The 19,664-nt window shown below is 52.5% G+C and carries 9 protein-coding genes; 3 read left to right on the forward strand and 6 right to left on the reverse strand.

Annotated elements, in window-relative coordinates; genetic code table 11:
• Nucleotides 1-7: 7 nt before the first annotated feature.
• Nucleotides 8-4,747, reverse strand: a complete 4,740-nt coding sequence (locus IE117_RS23640) for a YCF48-related protein (RefSeq protein ID WP_189568048.1) — start codon at nucleotides 4,745-4,747, stop codon at nucleotides 8-10.
• A 395-nt stretch (nucleotides 4,748-5,142) separates the two neighbouring features.
• On the opposite strand from IE117_RS23640, the gene IE117_RS23645 reads away from it, so the two are divergent.
• Complete coding sequence (locus IE117_RS23645) at nucleotides 5,143-6,552, forward strand: SGNH/GDSL hydrolase family protein (protein WP_189568051.1); 1,410 nt, start codon at nucleotides 5,143-5,145, stop codon at nucleotides 6,550-6,552.
• Between the two features lie 67 nt (nucleotides 6,553-6,619).
• On the opposite strand, the gene IE117_RS23650 is transcribed toward IE117_RS23645, so the two are convergent.
• The 5 genes from IE117_RS23650 to IE117_RS23670 form a co-directional block, all read right to left on the reverse strand.
• Entirely contained in the window at nucleotides 6,620-8,062 is a 1,443-nt protein-coding gene (locus tag IE117_RS23650; protein WP_189568053.1) for a DASH family cryptochrome, read from the reverse strand.
• 75 nt (nucleotides 8,063-8,137) lie between these two features.
• On the reverse strand, nucleotides 8,138-9,499 hold the full coding sequence (locus IE117_RS23655; protein WP_189568055.1) for a M23 family metallopeptidase: 1,362 nt from the start codon (nucleotides 9,497-9,499) through the stop codon (nucleotides 8,138-8,140).
• A 154-nt stretch (nucleotides 9,500-9,653) separates the two neighbouring features.
• Nucleotides 9,654-11,681, reverse strand: a complete 2,028-nt coding sequence (locus tag IE117_RS23660; RefSeq protein ID WP_445482619.1) for a CHU_0125 family OmpA-like outer membrane integrity protein — start codon at nucleotides 11,679-11,681, stop codon at nucleotides 9,654-9,656.
• Nucleotides 11,682-11,844: 163 nt separating this feature from the next.
• Nucleotides 11,845-13,314, reverse strand: a complete 1,470-nt coding sequence (locus tag IE117_RS23665) for an NADP-dependent isocitrate dehydrogenase (protein WP_189568057.1) — start codon at nucleotides 13,312-13,314, stop codon at nucleotides 11,845-11,847.
• Nucleotides 13,315-13,504: 190 nt separating this feature from the next.
• On the reverse strand, nucleotides 13,505-16,402 hold the full coding sequence (locus IE117_RS23670) for a T9SS type B sorting domain-containing protein (RefSeq protein WP_189568059.1): 2,898 nt from the start codon (nucleotides 16,400-16,402) through the stop codon (nucleotides 13,505-13,507).
• A 322-nt stretch (nucleotides 16,403-16,724) separates the two neighbouring features.
• Here IE117_RS23670 and IE117_RS23675 point away from each other — a divergent pair, with 322 nt between their 5' ends.
• Complete coding sequence (locus tag IE117_RS23675; protein WP_189568061.1) at nucleotides 16,725-17,510, forward strand: succinate dehydrogenase cytochrome b subunit; 786 nt, start codon at nucleotides 16,725-16,727, stop codon at nucleotides 17,508-17,510.
• A gap of 86 nt (nucleotides 17,511-17,596) precedes the next feature.
• Complete coding sequence (locus IE117_RS23680) at nucleotides 17,597-19,582, forward strand: fumarate reductase/succinate dehydrogenase flavoprotein subunit (RefSeq protein WP_189568063.1); 1,986 nt, start codon at nucleotides 17,597-17,599, stop codon at nucleotides 19,580-19,582.
• Nucleotides 19,583-19,664: the final 82 nt, after the last annotated feature.

A 19,664-nucleotide genomic window follows, 5' to 3' on the forward strand; every position in this document is an offset into this window, starting at 1 on the left:
AAAGAAATTAGTCCTGGCCCATTTGCAAGCCTGCGTTGGTATTGTACTGCAGTTGCCCGCGTAACTCTACGCTTTTGGCTTTGGCGGAGTAGCCGAAAGGTAGCGTGATAGTGTGACCATTATTGATGCGCACATCATCCAGAGCGGTAGGTACCGTACCGCAAGACCACACTACGGGCGTACGCCAGTCGCCGGAGGAGAGAGTACTCAATGGTTCTGCACTCTGTGGCTGAACCAGTATAGGGTTCGACGGGCAGGGAGCAGCAGCCGGATGGTAGGAAAGGATGCTACCATCTACCCCTACCACCCAGCCGTGGGTCGCATTCGGGAAGGAGGCTCCGACTCCGCTGTTGTAGCTCACGGTATTGTTGTACGTATAGGTTCTTTTCCAAGTAGTGCCAGCGTCGTGGGTGACAAACACGTACTGATCGGTTAATACAAAGCCCGTGTTTTCATCGACAAATTTTACCATCCGGGGGACGAGGTAACTCGCGGAGTCGATCTTAAACGAATTCCAAGTTTGTCCGCCATCGGCGGTACGGTAGGCGATTTCTGAATTTTCCGCCACTACCCATCCCTTCGTGGGACTGACAAACGATACCGATCTGCCGCGGAAGTTCGGCGTTATCGGTTGAGAAGTCCAGGAAGCTCCGCCGTCGTTGGTGGTGAGCAGTTGCTCACCACCCGAGAGCCAACCCTGGCTATTGCTTATGAAGGACATACCCGTAAGGGAGATGGGGATGGGTAGTTCCTGCTTTAGCCAGGTCAAGCCGCCGTCGTTGGTTTTGAAAAAATTGTTACTGTAGCCTATCCCCCAGCCCGTAGTAGTGCTGGTGAACAAAACTTGGGTGAGATACACATTGTCCGGTAGCTGCTGGCCTGTCCAGGTAATCCCGCCATCGGTAGTGCGCAAAAACTGCTTGTTGCTCCCTACGATCCAGCCATGGGTCGTGTTGAAAAAGAAGATGTCATTACCTGAAAAGTAATTGCCGAATTCGAGTTTAGTGGTCTGCCAGTTCTTGCCACCATTGGTAGTTCGGAGCAGTAATCCTTCCCCAGCCGTAACAAAACCAAGGGTATCGTTGACGAAATATACGTCACTATTACTGTTTTTGGATAAGGGGCTACCTGCCTCCTGCCAGGTTGTTGCAGCATCAGTCGTACGAGCAATCAGGCCCGCGTTGCCCACGAAAAGTGCTTCGGTAGGGCTTTTGGCAAAAATACGGTTCACGTTCGAGAACCCCAGTTCTCTTAAATTAGACTTTACTGCCCACGTTTGCCCCCCGTCATTGGTCGTGATGATGTTGCGATAATTATAAGTATCACGAATCCAGCCATTTTGATTGTCCACAAACTGCACCTGATCGAAAGTACCACCGTTGAGCGGGGGAGAAACTTGCGCCTGCCAAGTTTCTCCCCCGTCGGCTGTGCTCAAGATCGTATTTTGGTCTCCCACGATCCAGCCGTGGGCAGCGTCGGTAAAATGAACATCGCGGAGCACGATGTTCGAAGGATTGCTAAGGCCTGACTCGATCTTTCGCCAAGTCGTGCCGCCATCGGTCGTTTTCAAGATCAAATTCTGGTTGCCGACCGCCACAGCTGTCGTTCCGCTTATGGCATATATATCCTGAACAGTACTACCCACCGAGTGCTGCAATACCCAGGTGCTTCCTCCATCGGTGGTATGGGCGATTGGGGAGTTTCCAAAATTACCGCTTACCCAGCCTTGATTGTCGTTGGCAAAAGCAACGCTGTAAATGTAAGCATTAGGTATCCCGCTTATTTTTTGAGACGACCAGGTGCTGCCGCCGTCAGTGGTCTTGATTAAGGAATTGGTAACAACCACCCAGCCTGTCGAAGGATTCAGCATCTGAATCCGCCGCAAAAGTCCAGTCGTTCCGCTAGGTAGCGTTTTCCAACTCGTTCCTCCATCTGTCGTTTTAAGAATAGTACCTAGCTTGCCTACGGCAAAACCTACCAAAGCGGAAGGAAACGCGATGTCGAGTAAGTCCGCGTTGGTGAACACCCCCGTCTGCGACGCCCAGGCCCCCGCTACGATTGCCTCGGCGGTGTAGGCGCCGGCACTCGGCGCTACAAAACCATTGGCTATTTGGCTGGATGTGTAGGAACGGTAGATGAATTGTCCGTCTTTCATCCAGTTGATGTCCATGCCTGGCCATACATTATCTGGAATAAGTGTAGTGCGGTGGCAACTCTCCAGAGAAGCTGTATCCAATCGAATCTTCGGAATCACCGCCACGCCCGTGAAGGTCGCACCTTTGCAGCCATTGCCTGCATCGCAAAAGGCGGTGTAAGTTGTGGAGGAATAAGGCGTAACGGTAATGGAAGAACCCATGCTGCCGTCGGACCAGCTCAGGGCGTCCGGGCAGCCAGTGGCAGCGAGGGTAATACTTTCGCCTTCGCAGAGCGCATTGTGCGTGGAGGCCGTGACCGTTGGGCCTGGCAAATTCTGCCGGATCGTGACGCTGGCGGCGCAGGTAGCCGTGGGGGCAGCGTAATGTATAATGCCGCCCTGCCCGTTGGTTACCCAGCCGTTGGCGGCATCGATCATGACGAGCTTCCCGAAGCTAATGCTGCTTGGCAGTACTTGCTGAGTCCAGGTTTGGCCGCCATCCGACGTTTTGAAGTAGAACATACCCCCGCTGGGGTTACGCCAACGCGTTAAGGCAATGCCATGGTCGGCATCATAGAAACTGATGCTGTTGAAGGGCACAGCAACGCTGTACCCACCAACGATATTATCCGACCAGGTCAGGCCACCGTTGGTGGTTTTTCGGCACTTGGATCCCATGATCCAACCGACATTGCTGTCTTTGAAATATATCTTATCAATGTAATTATTTGCAAATTCCGTTCCGGCGTTCACATCTGTCCAAGTCAGTCCGCCGTTGATTGTTTTGGCTATCTTACCGTCGGCTCCACCTGCCCAACCGTTGGAAGCATCGACGAAGAACACTTTACTCACATTGAACCCCGGAGAGGACGCACTCCACGTACTTCCCCCATCTGTCGTGCGGTAAACGTCAGCGCTATTATATCCAACGATGGCCCAACCCATGCTACCGTTCACGAACTGAATACTGGCAGCATCGCCGTTGGGGAGGTTGTAAATGGAATTCCACGAATTTCCTCCGTCGAGACTTTTGTAAATGGCCAAAGATGTACCATTGGTTCTTTTGGCGGCAGCATAGCCCGTACTTATGTCCACAAAGTCAACGTCATAGACATTTTTCAACGAAGTGTTCATCCACACTTTCCCGCCGTTGGTAGTTTTCATCAGAAAACCATTGCTATTGGCTGTCCAGCCCAAATTAGCATTCACGAAATCCATAGCCGGGACATTCCCGCTGTAGGTTTGGTCGGTTCCTATGCCTTCGCCGCGCGTAATTTTCCAGGTGTAGCCCGAGGAGCCGGAGGAGCCGGTGAGTAGGCGGCCCAAATGACCCGCTACCCAGGCCCGGTTGGGACTACGCATATAAACCGCCAGGGCACCGATTGGGGGAGCGTCGGTCAGAGTCCAGGAATTACCACCGTTGGTAGTTTTATAAATGCCGTTCCAGGCAAGCAGAATGCCATTGTTTTCATCCGTGAAGAATACCCTGTTGAAATTGGTCGCCGCTGGAAAAGAACTGCTCAGAGAAGTCCAGTTATTGCCGCCGTCGGTAGTTCTATAAATCACATTGTTAATGCCGACGATCCAGCCCCTGGAAGAATCCAGGAAGAAAACGTCGGACAAACCATTACCGCTTCCGAAGTTCACGGTGTTCCAGGTCACGCCGCCATCCGTAGTTTTTCTTAGGTTAAAACCAGCCGCCCACCCATTGTTGTTATCGGTAAAATGCACGCCCCTCAATCCGAACATGCCGACAGGGTAGGGCTGCCAGCTCACGCCGCCATCGGTAGTGCGGAGAATACGATTGTCGTTATTATTGGCTATCCAGCCGTGATTCGGGTCTGTGAAAAAAATATCGTTCAGTCCGTAGTAGGTTCCGCCTTGGTGCCATGCAGTCCAGGTGAGCCCTGCGTCGGTGGTTTTGAGGATTTGCCCATCCTGCCCGATAAGCCAGCCCGTGGTGCCATTGACAAAATGCACCGAAACGAAATTGTAGCTTTCATTGGCGGCGATTTTCTTCCACGTCTGCCCGCCGTCGGTCGTCCGCACGATCTTGCCATAATCTCCCACGGCTATGCCAATGAAATCGGTAGGGAAGAATATATCGTTGAAATCCTCACCATCGGGCAGCAGGTTCTGCCACGACCAGGCGGAGGTTGGGGTATCGGATTTAGCGGTGTAAGTACCGGGCTGGGTGGCGATGTAGGTACTGCTGCTTGCGCCGGGAATAGGTACCCCGTCCCGCTCCCAACGCAGATTGCTGCCCGTAGGCACGCCAGTAACGCTGAGCGTAGCCTTATCGGTAATGCAACTGCCAACATCGGAGTTCAGTTGCAGTCCCGGCACTACGATGGGCGAGAGACTACCTGTGGTAATGCTATTGCCCACCGTGCAGGTGACGTAGTAGGTAGTCGTGACAGTGGGGCTGACTGTGATGCTAGCTGTGGTCGCGCCCGTGGACCATTTTATTGTGCCGCCGCAATTGGTAGTAGTGAGGGTAGCTGAACTACCCGTGCAGATGGTTTCGGGGCCGTCAACGGAGAATTGGGCCTGTGCATTCTGAATGCCAAAACTGGCGAGTACAAAGCAGAGGATGGGTAGCAGGTGCTTCATGGGTAAGGAGTTGAGGGATAGATGCAGTAAAAATAATACAATGCCCAACAGATACAATATCCCCCTTAATAGTTGAAAGGTTAAAAAGGTAAGTTTTTATTTTTCACCCGTTTTAATACTTCCCTGCTTTGCCTGTCGGTGAAGTATGCATACTGCCCCAAATGATTTTCTAACCCAGCCCTTCTGCTTCGCTGGCAGTAGTTTTTAGTTTGTGTATATCCCCACATTCACGTGCAACATGGCGTTGATGGTGTTGCTCAATGTGCAGAACGCGAACCGCAAAAAATACATCACTCACAACTTACTTCCAGGTGTTGAGCATGATAAAATGGGCCAGACGACGTTCTGGTTATAACCCGGGAGTAGAAATTACTCACTAACTATATCCACCCATTATGAAAAAAGTGATGAAATTTTGGGCAACCCTTGCGGGTAGTCTAATCGTAATTTGGGCCCTGTTTCGTGGGTATGATGCACAATTTGGCAATGATGACGCACTAGTAGGCGACATCAATCTGGATACATTGCTTAAGTACCTGCTGGTGGGTGTCGGGCTGCTGGCTGCTGCTACGTTGGGGACACGTTCCAGGCACGGCTGGCTGGCCAATGGATCTGCCTCTGTTTGCGGACTGTTGCTTTTCTGGGTACTGGCCGAGACTATTTGCTTTGGCCTGATTAATCTGGGGCTTACAGATGCCCCGCCGCCCTTTCACTCTCGGGTCAGGCTCAACAAAAACTGGGTGTCGTACGAAAAACAATTTTGGGGGGATATCAGCCCCGAATTTGGCCGCTGGCGCTTACCAAACAGTTCGATTCGGGTGCCTATCTGCAACGGCGATTCTGTTTTATTGACTAGTAATTCCTACGGGATGCGGGATGCCGAGCGACAGCTCGCTAGTCCCGGATCTACCGTGCGGGCCGTATTGCTGGGCGACTCTTTCATGGAAGGCTACATGGTCGATGCGCCTTTACGCTATTCTAATTTGCTGGAAACCAAAACGGGTCGTGAACACCTCAATTTCGGAATCAACGGCACTAGCCCGATTAACTACTACCTGACTTATAAATACCTGGCCCGGCAGTTTGAGCATGAGGTAGTAATTGTTGCCTTGCTTCCGGCTAATGACTTTGAGGATTATTCGGAGGCTGCGAAAACTGGGCTGCTGCGCTATCCGATCTATCGTCCCTACTGGGAAGGTAACCTGCCTGATCTGAATCTTAAATATTCACTGAAAAATATTGATCAGTCAGTAGCAGCGCCAGTCAACAGACAGCGACCCGCCCAGGTACAGGAATCCGTAGATTCGGTGTTTCACTCCATGCCGTGGGGCAAAAGAATTGCGGCGGAACTTACCTTGAATTCCTATGCATATGCCTATGCTATGAACTGGGTGAGAAAATCTGCAAATAGCCACCTCGAACCGATGAATAGTTTCGCCAGTAAATCCTTTGTGAGTCGCTGGGCAGCATTCGGCCATTCGTTGGAAGAGTTGCTTAAAGCTACTCAGGGAAAAAAGGTGATTCTGTTGGGTATGCCTGTCTTATCCGACGTATACGCTTACGAAAAAGTACCCGAAGATGATTTTTCGCCGAAAATCCAGACGCTCTGCCATAAATATGGGGCAACCTATATCAATATTTTGCCCATTGTTCACAGGTTGGGACCAAAAGAGTGGTCTTCTTTTTATATCCCATGTGATGGGCATTTCTCTGCCAAAGGCGAAAAGCTGGTGGCCAATATAATACTCAACGATCCTGTTTACCGCGAGGCAATGGGGCTGGAAAATGCAGAAGAATGTTTTTGAGCCAATGCAAGCAGCTCGGTTCATTGCGGCTGGTATGCCTAGCGCCAGGAACCCAGAGACAGCTAGTTTATTTCTGTTTCAACCACTTATCCGCCTCAACGATTGGCAACGGATAATCTCTCCCTAAAATAACTCCGTGTTCCTGCTGCTCATCGGGCGTGAGTTGCCAAACCCGGTGAATTTTGTCAGCGGGTACTTTACCCAGTTCGGGTAGCCAGTACTTTACGTATTCGCCTTCGGCATCGTAGCGCGTGGCCTGGGAATATTGGTTGAAGTAGCGGTCCTGACGCGGGTCGTTACCGACACCCGCTACGTAGTTCCAGTTGCCCCAGTTGCTGCACACATCGTAGTCAATGAGAAGACTTTCGAACCAGGCCGCGCCCCAGGTCCAGTCGAGGCCCAGGTCGTGGGCCAGAAAGCTGGCCACATTCTGTCGCCCGCGGTTGGACATGAAGCCCGTCGCGACGATCTCACGCATATTGGCATCTACAAAGGGAACGCCGGTCTGGCCCGTTTTCCACTTTTCAAAAAGGTCGCGGTCGTGCCGCCAGCGCTTGTCTTTCTCCAGTTTCAGGCCGGAGGGCTTGAAAAGACGTGTCCCCCAGCGCAGCATCACGAAGTGGAAGAAATCCCGCCAGAGTAGTTCAAAAATCAGCCAGTAAGTCGAGTCGTTGGCCGTGCGCTCGGCTTCGTACTTCTTCACTTCCTCGTAAATGCGCCGGGGCGACAGGCAGCCCAGGGACAGCCAAGCCGAAAATTTGGAGGAATAGTCGGGCCCCAGCATCCCGTTGCGAGTTTCTTTGTAAGAAGCAATATTATCGCTTTCCCATAAATAATCATGCAGTCTCCGGAGACCGGCCGTTTCGCCGCCCTGGAAGTCGAGCACACCTTTTGGATCCAGGTCTACTATTTCTTCTTCCGCAAAGCCGAGTTCTTCGAGCGTAGGAATCTCACCCGCTTCATAGTCGGCTCGAGGTAGTTCAACCCCTTCGGGGGTGCTCACCGTGGGTCGCACGGTCGCGTTCTTCTCAACTACCTTCCGAAAGTCTGTAAATACGTCGGGCAATCGGTTGATCGCAAAAGGTAAGTCGCGTACGTGGTATAGCGTGGACATCCAGGTAAAGGCCATGTCCACGTTCAGCTGTTTAAGCCTTTTACTCAGCGACGACTCCACATCGGTCTCTTCCTGGGCTATTTCTTTGCTGAGGTGCAGCTCGTCTACATCATAGTTCTGAGCCAGTTCGGCCAGTACCCGCTCCGGTTCACCGACTCGCACCAACAAGTCACTGCCCGCTTTCCGCAGCGAAGCGCGGAGGTCAGCTACGCTTTCTATGATAAACCGCGCGCGGTAAACGCCCGTCTTGCGAAAGCCCAGCGAATTTTTGCCAAATAATCTTGGATCGAAAACAAAAACGGGAAGTACTTCGTCGGCTTTTTGAGTGGCTTTTAACAAGCCCTCATTGTCGTGAAGGCGCAGGTCGTTTCGAAACCAGTAAATGAAGCGTTTCATTTATAAGCGTACAGTTGAAAGTTGTGTGCAGTAACAGGCTTTTTCCGGAAAAGCCACAAACATACAGTATTCGTTTCATTCCTTCCTGATCCAGCCTTTGGTTCCGGCCTTGTCCAGCTCCACTAATTCAAAATCGCCGCTCGTGCCCAGGACAGTAAGGACGGCTGATTCGTTCAGGACCTGGTATACCGCCGCGTCAGGGAAGGCTTCATCGTAGATGGGCGTGGCAGGGGCAAGTTTCGCTTTGCGAATGGATGGACCAATGTCGCGAACCGCCGATGCGGGCAAGTAGCCTTCGGTTTCGCCGGGTGTCCTGACCCGCAACCAGCCGCCGGAGCCCCCCAGAACCAAAACAACCTGGTTTCTGTCCAGCGATTCGACAGTTTCAGATTTGTTCTCGGGAGTCAGTCGCAGCCGCGTATTGGTAACGACGCGCGCGGTGTCGCCGAGTTCGTCAGCATCAGGTAGTTTTTGCTTCGGTTCGCCCAACCCCAACCGGATAAAGGGTAACGGATCGATGGCTCCCCGACCACCCGACTGATAAATACCAAAGTGCAAATGCGGTCCGGTAGTGCGGGCATTGCCCGTGTTGCCCACAAAGCCCAATGTGTCACCTAATTTAACCCGTTTGCCCGATGTGACATTGAAGCTGTCCAGATGCGCGTAATAAAGGTTCAGGCCGTGAGATTGGTCGGAAAGGAAGATGACATTGCCACCTAGGCCGTTGGTGCCTACCCGCGACACGAAACCGTCGATAGCCGCCAGGGCGGGCGTACCGCGTGAGGCAAAAATATCCACTCCTTCGTGGCTGCGCCGTCCGCCGTCGCGGTTGGCTCCCCAAAAGCTGCTGATTTGCTTGCTGTTGCGGCCCTCTACCGGAAAAGCAAGCAGCGGCTCACGCGTAACAGAAAGCGTGTACCGCCCGCTCCTCAATAGCTCAGGCTGAACGCGAATGAGGTGCGTGCGACTGCGCTTGACTTCCCAGCGCAAACCCGTTGTATCGGCCTTGGCTGAAAGTACCCGCGATGGTTTCCGCTGATCGTCCAGTTCAAAAACATCCACGAAAACCTTCGTCTGGTTCCGGCCCGTTGTATCGCCAGTTGCTCGGCCCTGCACAGATACTTCTATGGACAACACATCGCCGCGCTCCGCCTGAATGCGGTAGCCGACGGCCAGCGGCGACTGCGCCGGAAAGTACCCGCTCTCGCGATAGGGCAGTGTGATGAGCAGCGAGTCCCGTAAGGACCGTTCGGAAGCCGCGATCCACTGCGATCCCAGCGCGGTTTCGTCCAGATTAGCCGCTTTCAGAGATCGTTCGTATTGCTCGTGCGGCGAGGAAGAGGTGAAAATTCCCTGTCCGGGGCCGAAAACTTCACAGGAAGTCAGCAGCGCGGCGAAGAGAAGCAGCAGAAGGTGTTTCAAAAAGTAATTTTTCATTCGACAGTTGTAGATTGAAGACGAATAGGAGTACGTTTTTTGCCAAAAAACTTCGTGCCTTCATGCATGATAAATAATGAACAGCCCTCGCCTTTTGGGACGAGGGCTGTTTCAAACAAGACATTTTTGCTTCGGGAAAACGAAGAATCCTGACTTAGTAACTCAATACCGTGAACTCTGTCCGGCGGTTGCGCTGGTGTTCTTCTTCAGTCTTGGCATTCTGCACGATGAGCTGCCGTTCGCCGTATCCTTTGGCGGTAAGGCGGTCGGCATCGATCCCCCTTGAAATCAGGTAGTTTACGGCCGATTGTGCCCGTTGTTGCGAGAGCCTGTCGTTGTAAGCGTCGGTGGCACGGGCATCGGTGTGGGAGGCAAGCTCGATTTTAAGGGTCGGATTGTCTTTCAGGACTTGCACCAATTTATCCAACTCGACGGCGGCATCAGTCCGGATGTCGTACTTATCCAGGTCGTAATAGATATTCTCCAGCGTGAACGTCTTGTTCAGTTCCAGGTCGTCGAGTTTGATCGTGACGCGGTAAGTCGTGTCGGTAAGTACCTTGTTGAGGAAAATCGGCGGGATACTCTTGCCATCCATCGAAAAGGGCTCGCGCTTGGAAATGAAGCCCTTTTTCTCCACCAGAAGTACGTAGTCTTTACCCTCTTCCAAATTGTAGCGGCCAAAATTTCCTGCGTCGCCCGTCGTCAACTGCGCCAGCTCCACATCCGCACTATCCGACAGGATGCGTACTTTGGCAGAGTCGATCGGGGCGGGCGTGGCGTTGTTAGTCAGCACTGTACCCGCCAGGAAGTACCGTACTACCTTGCGTTCTCCCTTGATATAAAGCGGATTATTGGGATTCAGCGGACTCGTGGGATCGTTCTGCGCCAGGATAGTCGAATCGACTTCTTCCACCACGGGATTAGAGAAGAAATAGATGTCGTCGTCGCCTTTGCCGCCGGGGCGGTTGGAAGCAAAGAAACCATTTTCCTGATCTTCCATGAATACCAGCCCGAAATCGTCCTGGGGAGTATTGAAAGGAATACCCATGTTCTCGATGGAAATGATTCCCTGCGAACGCGTAGCCACAAAAAGGTCGAGTTTGCCCAGACCGGGATGTCCGTCGGAGGCAAAGTACAATTTATTGTCAGGCGACACATAAGGAAACATTTCGTCACCGGCAGTATTGATGTCTTTGCCCAAATTCACGGGTTTGCTGAAACGACCTGAGGCATCCATATTGGTACGATACAGGTCGATGCCACCGGCCCCGCCTGCGCGGTTGGAGGCGAAGTACAGCGTCTTGCCATCGCGCGAGAAAGCCGGGGAGCCATCCCAGGCTAGTGAGTCGTTCACGGGCAGGTAGTTGGGTTCGGTCCATTGACCGTTCACGAGGCGGCTCATGTACAGATCCACATCCACGGCGCCTTTGCGCTTACCGGTGTTGCCACGGGCAAATACGAGTGTCTTGCCGTCGGGCGAGAAAGCCGGGGAGCCTTCGTTGGCTTCCTCAGCAAAAATAGTAGAACTAAACAGAGTCGGGCTGCTGCTGGCTTCGCTGGGTTGCTCGCCAATGTTTACTTTGTAGAGGCCCAGCATGGCCTGACCGTTATTTTTGTAAATCTTCTCTTTTTTGGAAGCCGACATGACCAGTTCATTGCCTAATATGGTTGGCGAAAACTCGGCACCGGGCGTGTTGAATGGCATATCCAGGACTGTCACCTCCGCCTTTTTTTGTTTGATCAGGTCAGTGATTTTCAACGTCTCCACCTCACGGGCGGCCCGCTCTTTCAGGGTTTTGTCGGCCGTTTGGTTTTCGGTGAACTGCGCAAATTCCTGTCTGGCTTCGTCGTACTGGCCGGAAGCTTTTAATGCGTAGGCGTACTGAAAACGGGCGTTGGGGTCGGTAGTGCCCGCTTCCATTGCTTTCTTATAGTAGGGAATGGCCTCCTGATAACGGTTAGAAAGGCGATACGATTCGGCGATGAAGTAGTTGGTCTGTGCGGGATCGTAGTTGCCTTCGGCAGCCCTCTGGAAATCCTTCAAGGCCAGGTCATATTCTCCGTTGTCAAACCGCTTGACCCCGTTTTTATAGGCCTGCATGGTGGGGTTGCAAGCTTGCAGCAGAAGGCAGAAGCAAACCAATGCGATCCCCGAAAAGGATTTGTTCAAATATTTATTCATAAGTTCATTAAGGAAATTCTACGTTGAACTAACGATTTTTTTTGGGAAAAATTGAAACAGGCCATCGGCTGCGGGTTAACAGCTTTCGGCTTTTCGGAAACATAGCAATGGTGTAGCGGGTAGTCAGTCAGAAGCACGCTCCACGTCAAACTGCCCCCTGAAGTCATTCCCCCTGCATCAGAGAATAACCCACTTCTCCGTCAAAAGTATAGAGGTTTTCGGTTTTAATCGTGTCGAAACCCTTTTCGTTCAATAATGCGAGCTGTTTCCAGATTGTCGTTTTATCAAGAGCTCCATCCAAACCCGCTTTGCCCTTAAAACGACAACGCCAATGGTCGGTGCAGAAGGTTTCCGGTACGCCGTCAGGGTAGACCTTTACGCCACGATTGGTGATCATTTTCAATTCCAGGGGTGAATCTGATAAGGCGGAAATTGCGTCACCCAATTGGCGGGCGGTGCCTTCGTTCCAATCCAGGAAGATATCCACGCCTACCAGTTCTTTCTTTTGCGGGGTCTGGCTGGCCGAGCTGATATGGATCGGCTTGGGGGCGGCAGCGTAGCTGATGGTTTTGAAATGCTCCGGTGTCTGGCCCAGGCGCGCGATGACCGCGTCGGCAAAGCCTTTGGTGCCTACACGCTCCTTGCTCACACCTTCCTGATACACATCACCCGTGTGAATGCCATCCTCAATGGTTTTGAGCCAGGCGTTATGAACTTGAGCGGCTACTTCGCCCTGGCCGATGTGGACGAGCATCATAATGGCTCCATTGAGCAGTCCCGATGGGTTGGCAATGCCGCGCCCGGCAATGTCGGGTGCCGAGCCGTGGATGGCTTCGAACATGGCGCACTGGTCTCCCACGTTGGCCGAACCGCCCATACCAACCGATCCGGCGATTTGGGCCGCGATGTCGGAAATAATGTCGCCGTAGAGGTTCAGCGTCACGATTACGCCGAAACGCTCCGGCTCGTCGGCCAGCAGGGCCGAGCCAATGTCGATGATCCAGTGTTCTTTCTCGATGTCGGGATATTCGGCAGCGATTTCGTCGAATACGCGATGGAACAGCCCGTCGGTCATTTTCATGATATTGTCCTTAGAAAGGCAGGTGACCTTCCGGCGGTTGTAGGCGCGGGCGTACTCGAAGGCGTAGCGAATGATTTTCTCGCAGCCGGGCCGCGAAATCAGTTTCAGGCACTGGGTCATCTGGTTAGTCTGCCGGTGCTCGATGCCCGTGTAGAGGTCTTCCTCGTTCTCCCGGATGATGACAAGATCCAGCAATGGGTGCTTGGTTTCGACGTAGGGCGAGTACGCCATGCAGGGCCGTACATTGGCAAATAACCCCAGCGTGGTGCGGGCCGTCACATTCAAACTCTTGTAGCCGCCCCCCTGTGGCGTGGTGATCGGGGCTTTCAGAAAAACCTTATTCCGGCGAAGTGATTCCCAGTCGCTGGGCTGAATACCCGCCTTACTGCCGCTCTTATATACTTTCTCGCCGATTTCGATGACTTCCGGCTCAATTTTCGCGCCCGCAGCGTCAAGGATGCGGAGGGTGGCATCCATGATTTCGGGACCGATGCCATCGCCATAAGCGACGGTTACTTTTGTATTTGAAATAGGGTTACTGGTTGAGATCATTCGGATTTGTGGTAAGTGATAAAGGCAATTGGTTATGGGAAAACAGTGAAAGAGGGACTCACTGAAAAATTATGATTTCATTACATCTATTCAATTTCTCAAAATTGAGATTAGGTACTTAGTATACCAAAGAAAGACGGAACAAACCCTCTTGATAAGGATTCATTCCGTCATTCATTGGTTGAAACTACTACCGCAGCAGCTGAACCCAGCCTTTCAACGCGACTGGCTGGCCCGGCCGCACTACCGACTGGAAAGTGACGGATGCTTCGTAAAAGTACTGTCCGGCGGGTAAGCCCTGGCCATCGCTGGACGTGCCGTCCCAGTTAATATCGGCATTGGTAGTTTCGAATACCTTCACACCCCAGCGGTTAAAGACCCGGAATGTAACACTCTCAACGAAACTGGGGCAATTCAGGGGCTGGAAGGTATCGTTCTTGCCATCGTTGTTGGGCGTGAAGACATTGGGCATCACGAACTGCGGGCAGTTATCCTTACAGACCAGATTGCTCGGCGCACTTTCGTTTCCAAATCGGTTCACAGCCGTCACGTAATAGCATCCCGCAAACGAGCTGAGTCCGGTATGAGCGTAGTTTGTGGCAGGTGGTGTAGGCGGTGGTACGACGGACGCAAGCAACGCCGGAGTTTCGTCGGCAAAGCGGGCGTAATATATTCTGTACTCTACGATGTTCGGGTCGCAATCGCCGCCCTGCGCATTCTTGGCAGGATACGTCCACGACAGGTTGTTGGTAAACGTCGTCTGGTTGCAGTAAGCGTCGGGAGCAATCGTACTACAGTCCAGCGTGTCGAGACTCAGCACAGGCGGGCAGGGCTTAATGGTATCGATGGGAGTGGCGCAAATTTTCTGCGAGAAATTCAGCAAAATCGCGGGCTTGATGCGGTCGTTGCCGTAAGTACCCACCGTCTCTACCCGATAGCAATAAGTCGAATCGGCAGACAACGTAACGTTGACGGTGCCATCGAGGGCATATTTGTCCGTACCGTCGTCCTGATAAATAAAGGTGCGCGGATCCTGCACCGCCACCTCGGCAATCTGGTTGTAGGTACCGGGCCTGCCCCGCACCTCACGATAAATCCGGTGCCGTTGGTTGTTATTGCTCCAGGGAACATTCGCTACCCACTCCAACTGCACAATTTTCGATTCAGCCTGTCCCTGCGTCAACCGGACGCTACTGGCGGGCTCACTAGTGTCCAGTTTTTCGAGAGTACCGTTGGCATTGGTAAAGAAGTATTCCAGCTGATAGCGGTAGGCGTTAGCCGTCGTATTAAGGTTTTTATCTACAAAAATCGTATCTGCCACGCCGGGCTGAAGCTGCGTGTTAATGGTAGTGATCAATGTGAAGTTAGTACCGTTCAGACCCGTTGCACGGGAAAGCCTGTACTGCGATGGACCGTTTATCTGGCTGGGATTCAGGCCGATCGGGCGTGTCCATTTTACCGAAATCTGGCCACTGGTGGTGCTGGTCGAGTCAACCGTTACGTTCGTGATAACCGGAATCAAAAGAGGCAAATCCAAACAGAATTCGTCGGAGGGTATACTCGTGCCGCCGCCATTCAGGTAGCCGGGTTCAGTGATAGGTGCACCGGGGCGCGGGAATTCCGCCACCAGTCGGTAGCTGTACTTCACACCACGCCGTAGCGGGTTGGTGCTGCTGCTGTCCACGAAGCTGGTTGCGGTCACGGGGACGCGGCCTACCTCTGTGTATCCCAGCGTGGCGGGCAACCCAGGACTACACGGATCGGGCTGGTAGTCAGAACATCCTTCTTTGCGGTATACCACGATTTGGGCACCCGGTACCTGACAAGCGTAAGGGTCCCAGGTCACGCGGAAGGCCCGCCCGCCTGCGTCGGTCGTGGGCGTGGCTTGCACATTCTTGGGACGTGGTCCGTAAACCTTTATCCGGAAAGTTCTGATATCCGCCAATTTGCGGAACAGGCTGGGGTTTGGAAAGCCCGCACGGGGGCTATCCTCCACTTTAAACAGTACACTGTAAGCCTCCGGACGGATATGGTTGCAGCCCGTTTGCCAGCGGAACACGCCGCTGGCCTGGCCCGCCGGGTTGGGCGAGGCCGCAATAAACTGCGCCAGTTGAGGGTCGATCAGGTCGCTGCGATACACGCCGCCGCTGGTCGTGAGGGTCAGGGGATCGCCATTTTTATCCACAGCCCTGATGGCTTGCTGGATGAGCGTTCCGGCCTCCACGCAGAGGTCGGGAATCGAGTCGAGTTTGGGACGATCGTTGTTAGCTTCCACCACGATAATCTGCATGTCTCGGGTAATTTCCCCGATTTTGACCCCATTACGCCATTCTTCCACAATAAAAGCCACGTTGTAAAAGCCCGGCACAAAGGGCGCGTCCCACACCAGGTCGCCCGTGATGGCATCGATGCTGAACGTGGAAGGAAAAGCACCGTTCTCGGTCGGTCCCAGCGGCTGCACTTTGTTGGGATCTACATACAGTAGATCCTTACCATTAGCGTTGTTGCCCTCGCTTTCCTGGGGAGTGACGAGCCGATAGGCCAGACTATCGCCGTCGGCGTCGAAAGCACCCGGATTGTGAATGTAGCGCTGGCCCACAGCAGCCAGGTCGATGGGTGCGTTGAGCATGACAGGCGTCCGGTTCTGGCCAAGGCCGGCGCTGATAACCAAGGTACTTTTTACGAAAAAATTAAGCTCCTGCGTGGGCTTGGGGCCGATGTTGAGAACGTTGTTGTTGCGATTATCGAGTGTAGTCGAGATATTGAAGCGACCAGGTGCCGGAAAGGTGTAAATAAAAGAGTATTCGTTCTTAGTCGTGTTATTACCGATGTTGGTGATAGGCTGTTTTCGGGGAACACTGATTGGCCCCACCGTACCGACAAATACCTTGATGTCGGTCTGGGCATCAGCGGCAGCCTTACCGTTTTCCATATCAAAATAGCCCGTGAAGGTGATTTCGTAGGTCAGGGAAGTTGTGGAGATGCGCCTGGCGGTAATCTCGCCCGCTCGCACGTGAGTAGCGTGAGCCTGGGTTGCGGCGAGAAGGAGCAAAAAGAAAAAGAGTATCGGGCGTATTGTTGAGCGCATGGATTAGGGCTGCTTGGTCTGATTAAGTATAGACTTGAACGAAAAAGATGGAAAAAACGGTGTGTTGCCTGCCTTTTTCAGGCTTGAAGGTAAGCTTTTTGAACGACGGGTAATGATTTATAGCCGATATTGAGTTAAGGCCAAACATTTTTTTGCACAAAATGTTGAAAATGGACAGCGGCAAAAAAACTTAAAATCATTATAAATAATTGCCTTTACCACAAAATGAAATCGCTTTTATTGTCTCACAATCCTTTGTCGCGTACCTTTGGCAGGTTAAGGCAGTATCCAATATTTACTCTAAAATCCAACACGTTCTGTTATGTCGTGGCTTACCCAAACGTTATCTAGTTCTATTGGCAAGAAATTGATTATGGCTCTTACGGGCCTTTTTCTATGCACTTTCCTGATTGTTCACATGATCGGGAACCTACAGCTGTTCAAATCTGACGAAGGGCTGGCCTTCAACACTTATACGGTGTTCATGACCACGAATCCATTCATCAAAACGATTTCTTACGGCTTGTACGCTTTTATTCTGATCCATGCCTTCGATGGCCTGTATCTGGCTTACATTAACCAGAAGGCACGGGCAAAAAAGTACGCCAAAGTCAATAATCAAAGTACCTGGGCGAGCCGCAACATGGGCATACTGGGTACGGTTCTGCTGGTCTATCTCGTAGTTCACATGGGCGATTTCTGGTATGAATACAAGTTCGGGCACCTGCCTTTCAAGGAATATACGATCGATTTGTCGGAAGGCACGATCATCGATACCCGCCAGATGCCCGACGGTTTTATGCTCAATAGTAAAATTGAGGAACGACTGAGCGACGATAACAAAAGCAAGACGGTAATCGTGAAAGATCTGTACCAGGAAGCTGAGTCATCCTTTGCCAATCCGTTGCTGGTGCTGTTCTACATCCTTGGAATGGCGGCGGTGTCCTTTCACCTGGTGCATGGCTTCCGCTCGGCCTGGCAAACACTTGGTGCCAATCACCCCAAGTACAACCCCTTGTTTAATTTCCTGGGCGTGTGGCTATTCGCCATCATTATCCCTATCGCCTTCGCCGCCATGCCGGTTTACTTTTTTCTGAAACAATTGTGAACGAGTGAATGTCGGAATGGGTGAATAATAATATTCCGACATTCACTCATTCCGACATTCCGACATTCACTTATTCAAAATTAAATATGACTTCTCCCCAACTGGATTCTAAAATCCCCGCTGGTCCGATAGAAGATAAATGGACCAAGTACAAGTCGTCGGTTCCGCTGGTGAACCCTTCCAATAAGCGCCGCATCGAGGTAATCGTGGTCGGTACGGGTTTAGCCGGTGCTTCGGCAGCGGCTTCGCTGGCCGAGATGGGCTACAAGGTAAAAGCTTTCTGCTTTCAGGATTCACCGCGCCGGGCGCACTCTATTGCGGCTCAGGGTGGTATTAACGCTGCCAAGAACTACCAAAACGACGGTGACTCGATCTACCGGCTTTTCTACGACACTGTAAAAGGCGGCGACTACCGCTCACGCGAGGCCAACGTTTACCGTTTGTCCGAGGTGTCAGGCAGCATTATCGACCAATGCGTGGCGCAAGGCGTACCCTTTGCCCGCGAGTACGGCGGACTGCTCTCCAACCGCTCTTTCGGTGGCGTGCAGGTGCAGCGTACTTTCTATGCGGCCGGACAGACCGGGCAGCAGCTTTTGCTGGGCGCGTATTCGGCGTTGCAGCGTCAGGTAGGTATTGGGGCCGTGCAGATGTACACGCGCCACGAAATGCTGGACGTCGTCAAAATTGACGGCAAGTGCCGGGGGATAATTGCCCGCAACCTGGTTACGGGTGAAATCGAGCGACATTCCGGCCATGCAGTGCTGCTTTGCTCGGGAGGGTACGGCAATGTATTCTACCTTTCGACTAACGCGATGGGCTGCAACGTGACCGCCGCCTGGAAGGCGCATCGACGGGGCGCATTTTTTGGCAACCCCTGTTTCACACAAATTCACCCTACCTGTATTCCCGTTTCCGGCGAACATCAGTCGAAGTTGACGCTGATGTCGGAGTCATTGCGGAATGACGGTCGCATATGGGTACCTAAGAAGAAAGACGACAACCGCCCGGCCAACCAAATCCCCGAAGCCGAGCGCGATTACTATCTGGAGCGCCGCTATCCGGCCTTTGGTAACCTCGTACCACGCGACATCGCATCGCGTGCCGCCAAAGAGCGTTGTGATGCGGGCTACGGTGTGGGCCCGTCCAAGATGGCGGTGTACCTCGACTATGCCTCGGCCATCGAACGCTATGGCAAAGGCGAGGCCAATAAAAACAATATCATTAACCCCACAGACGAGCAGGTTCGGGAAATGGGGAAGGATGTCGTAAAAGAAAAATACGGCAACCTGTTTGACATGTACAAGCAAATCACGGGTGAGGACCCCTACGAAGTGCCGATGCGGATTTATCCCGCTGTCCACTACACCATGGGCGGCCTGTGGGTAGATTACAACCTGATGACTACCGTGCCGGGTCTATACGCTCTGGGCGAGGCTAATTTCTCCGATCACGGTGCCAATCGTCTCGGCGCTTCGGCCCTGATGCAGGGACTGGCTGATGGGTATTTCGTGATTCCTTACACGGTAGGTTCTTATCTGGCCGGAGAAATCCGTACCGGAGAAATACCGACCGACCATGAGGCTTTTGTACAGGCGGAGAAAGACGTGAAGGACAAAATCGCCAAACTGCTTTCAGTAAAAGGGCAAACCTCTCCGGAGCATTTTCACCGGGAATTGGGTAAGATCATGTGGGACAAATGCGGCATGGCCCGTAACGCCAAGGATCTGCAGAGCGCCATTCTCGAAATCAGAGCTCTGCGGAAAAGGTTCTGGGAAGATGTGCGGGTGATGGGCAGTGCCGATGAGTTGAATCCCGAACTGGATAAGGCGAGCCGCGTCTCCGACTTCATGGAACTGGGTGAGCTTATGTGTCAGGATGCGCTTGATCGCAACGAATCCTGTGGTGGTCACTTCCGCGAAGAGTACCAAACCGAAGAAGGCGAAGCCACCCGCGATGACGAAAACTACATGTATGTTTCGGCCTGGGAATACAACGGCGAAAGCAACTGGCAGCTTCACAAGGAAGAACTGGAATACGAAAATATCAAAATTGCCCAGCGCAGCTACAAGTAAATGAGCTTAAGGTTAGACTCGGAATATCGGAAAACGTCGTTTGACCTTTAACCTTTTAACCCCCCAAATAAATGTCAGCAGA

The organism is Persicitalea jodogahamensis (assembly GCF_014651615.1).
Lineage (GTDB): Bacteria > Bacteroidota > Bacteroidia > Cytophagales > Spirosomataceae > Persicitalea > Persicitalea jodogahamensis.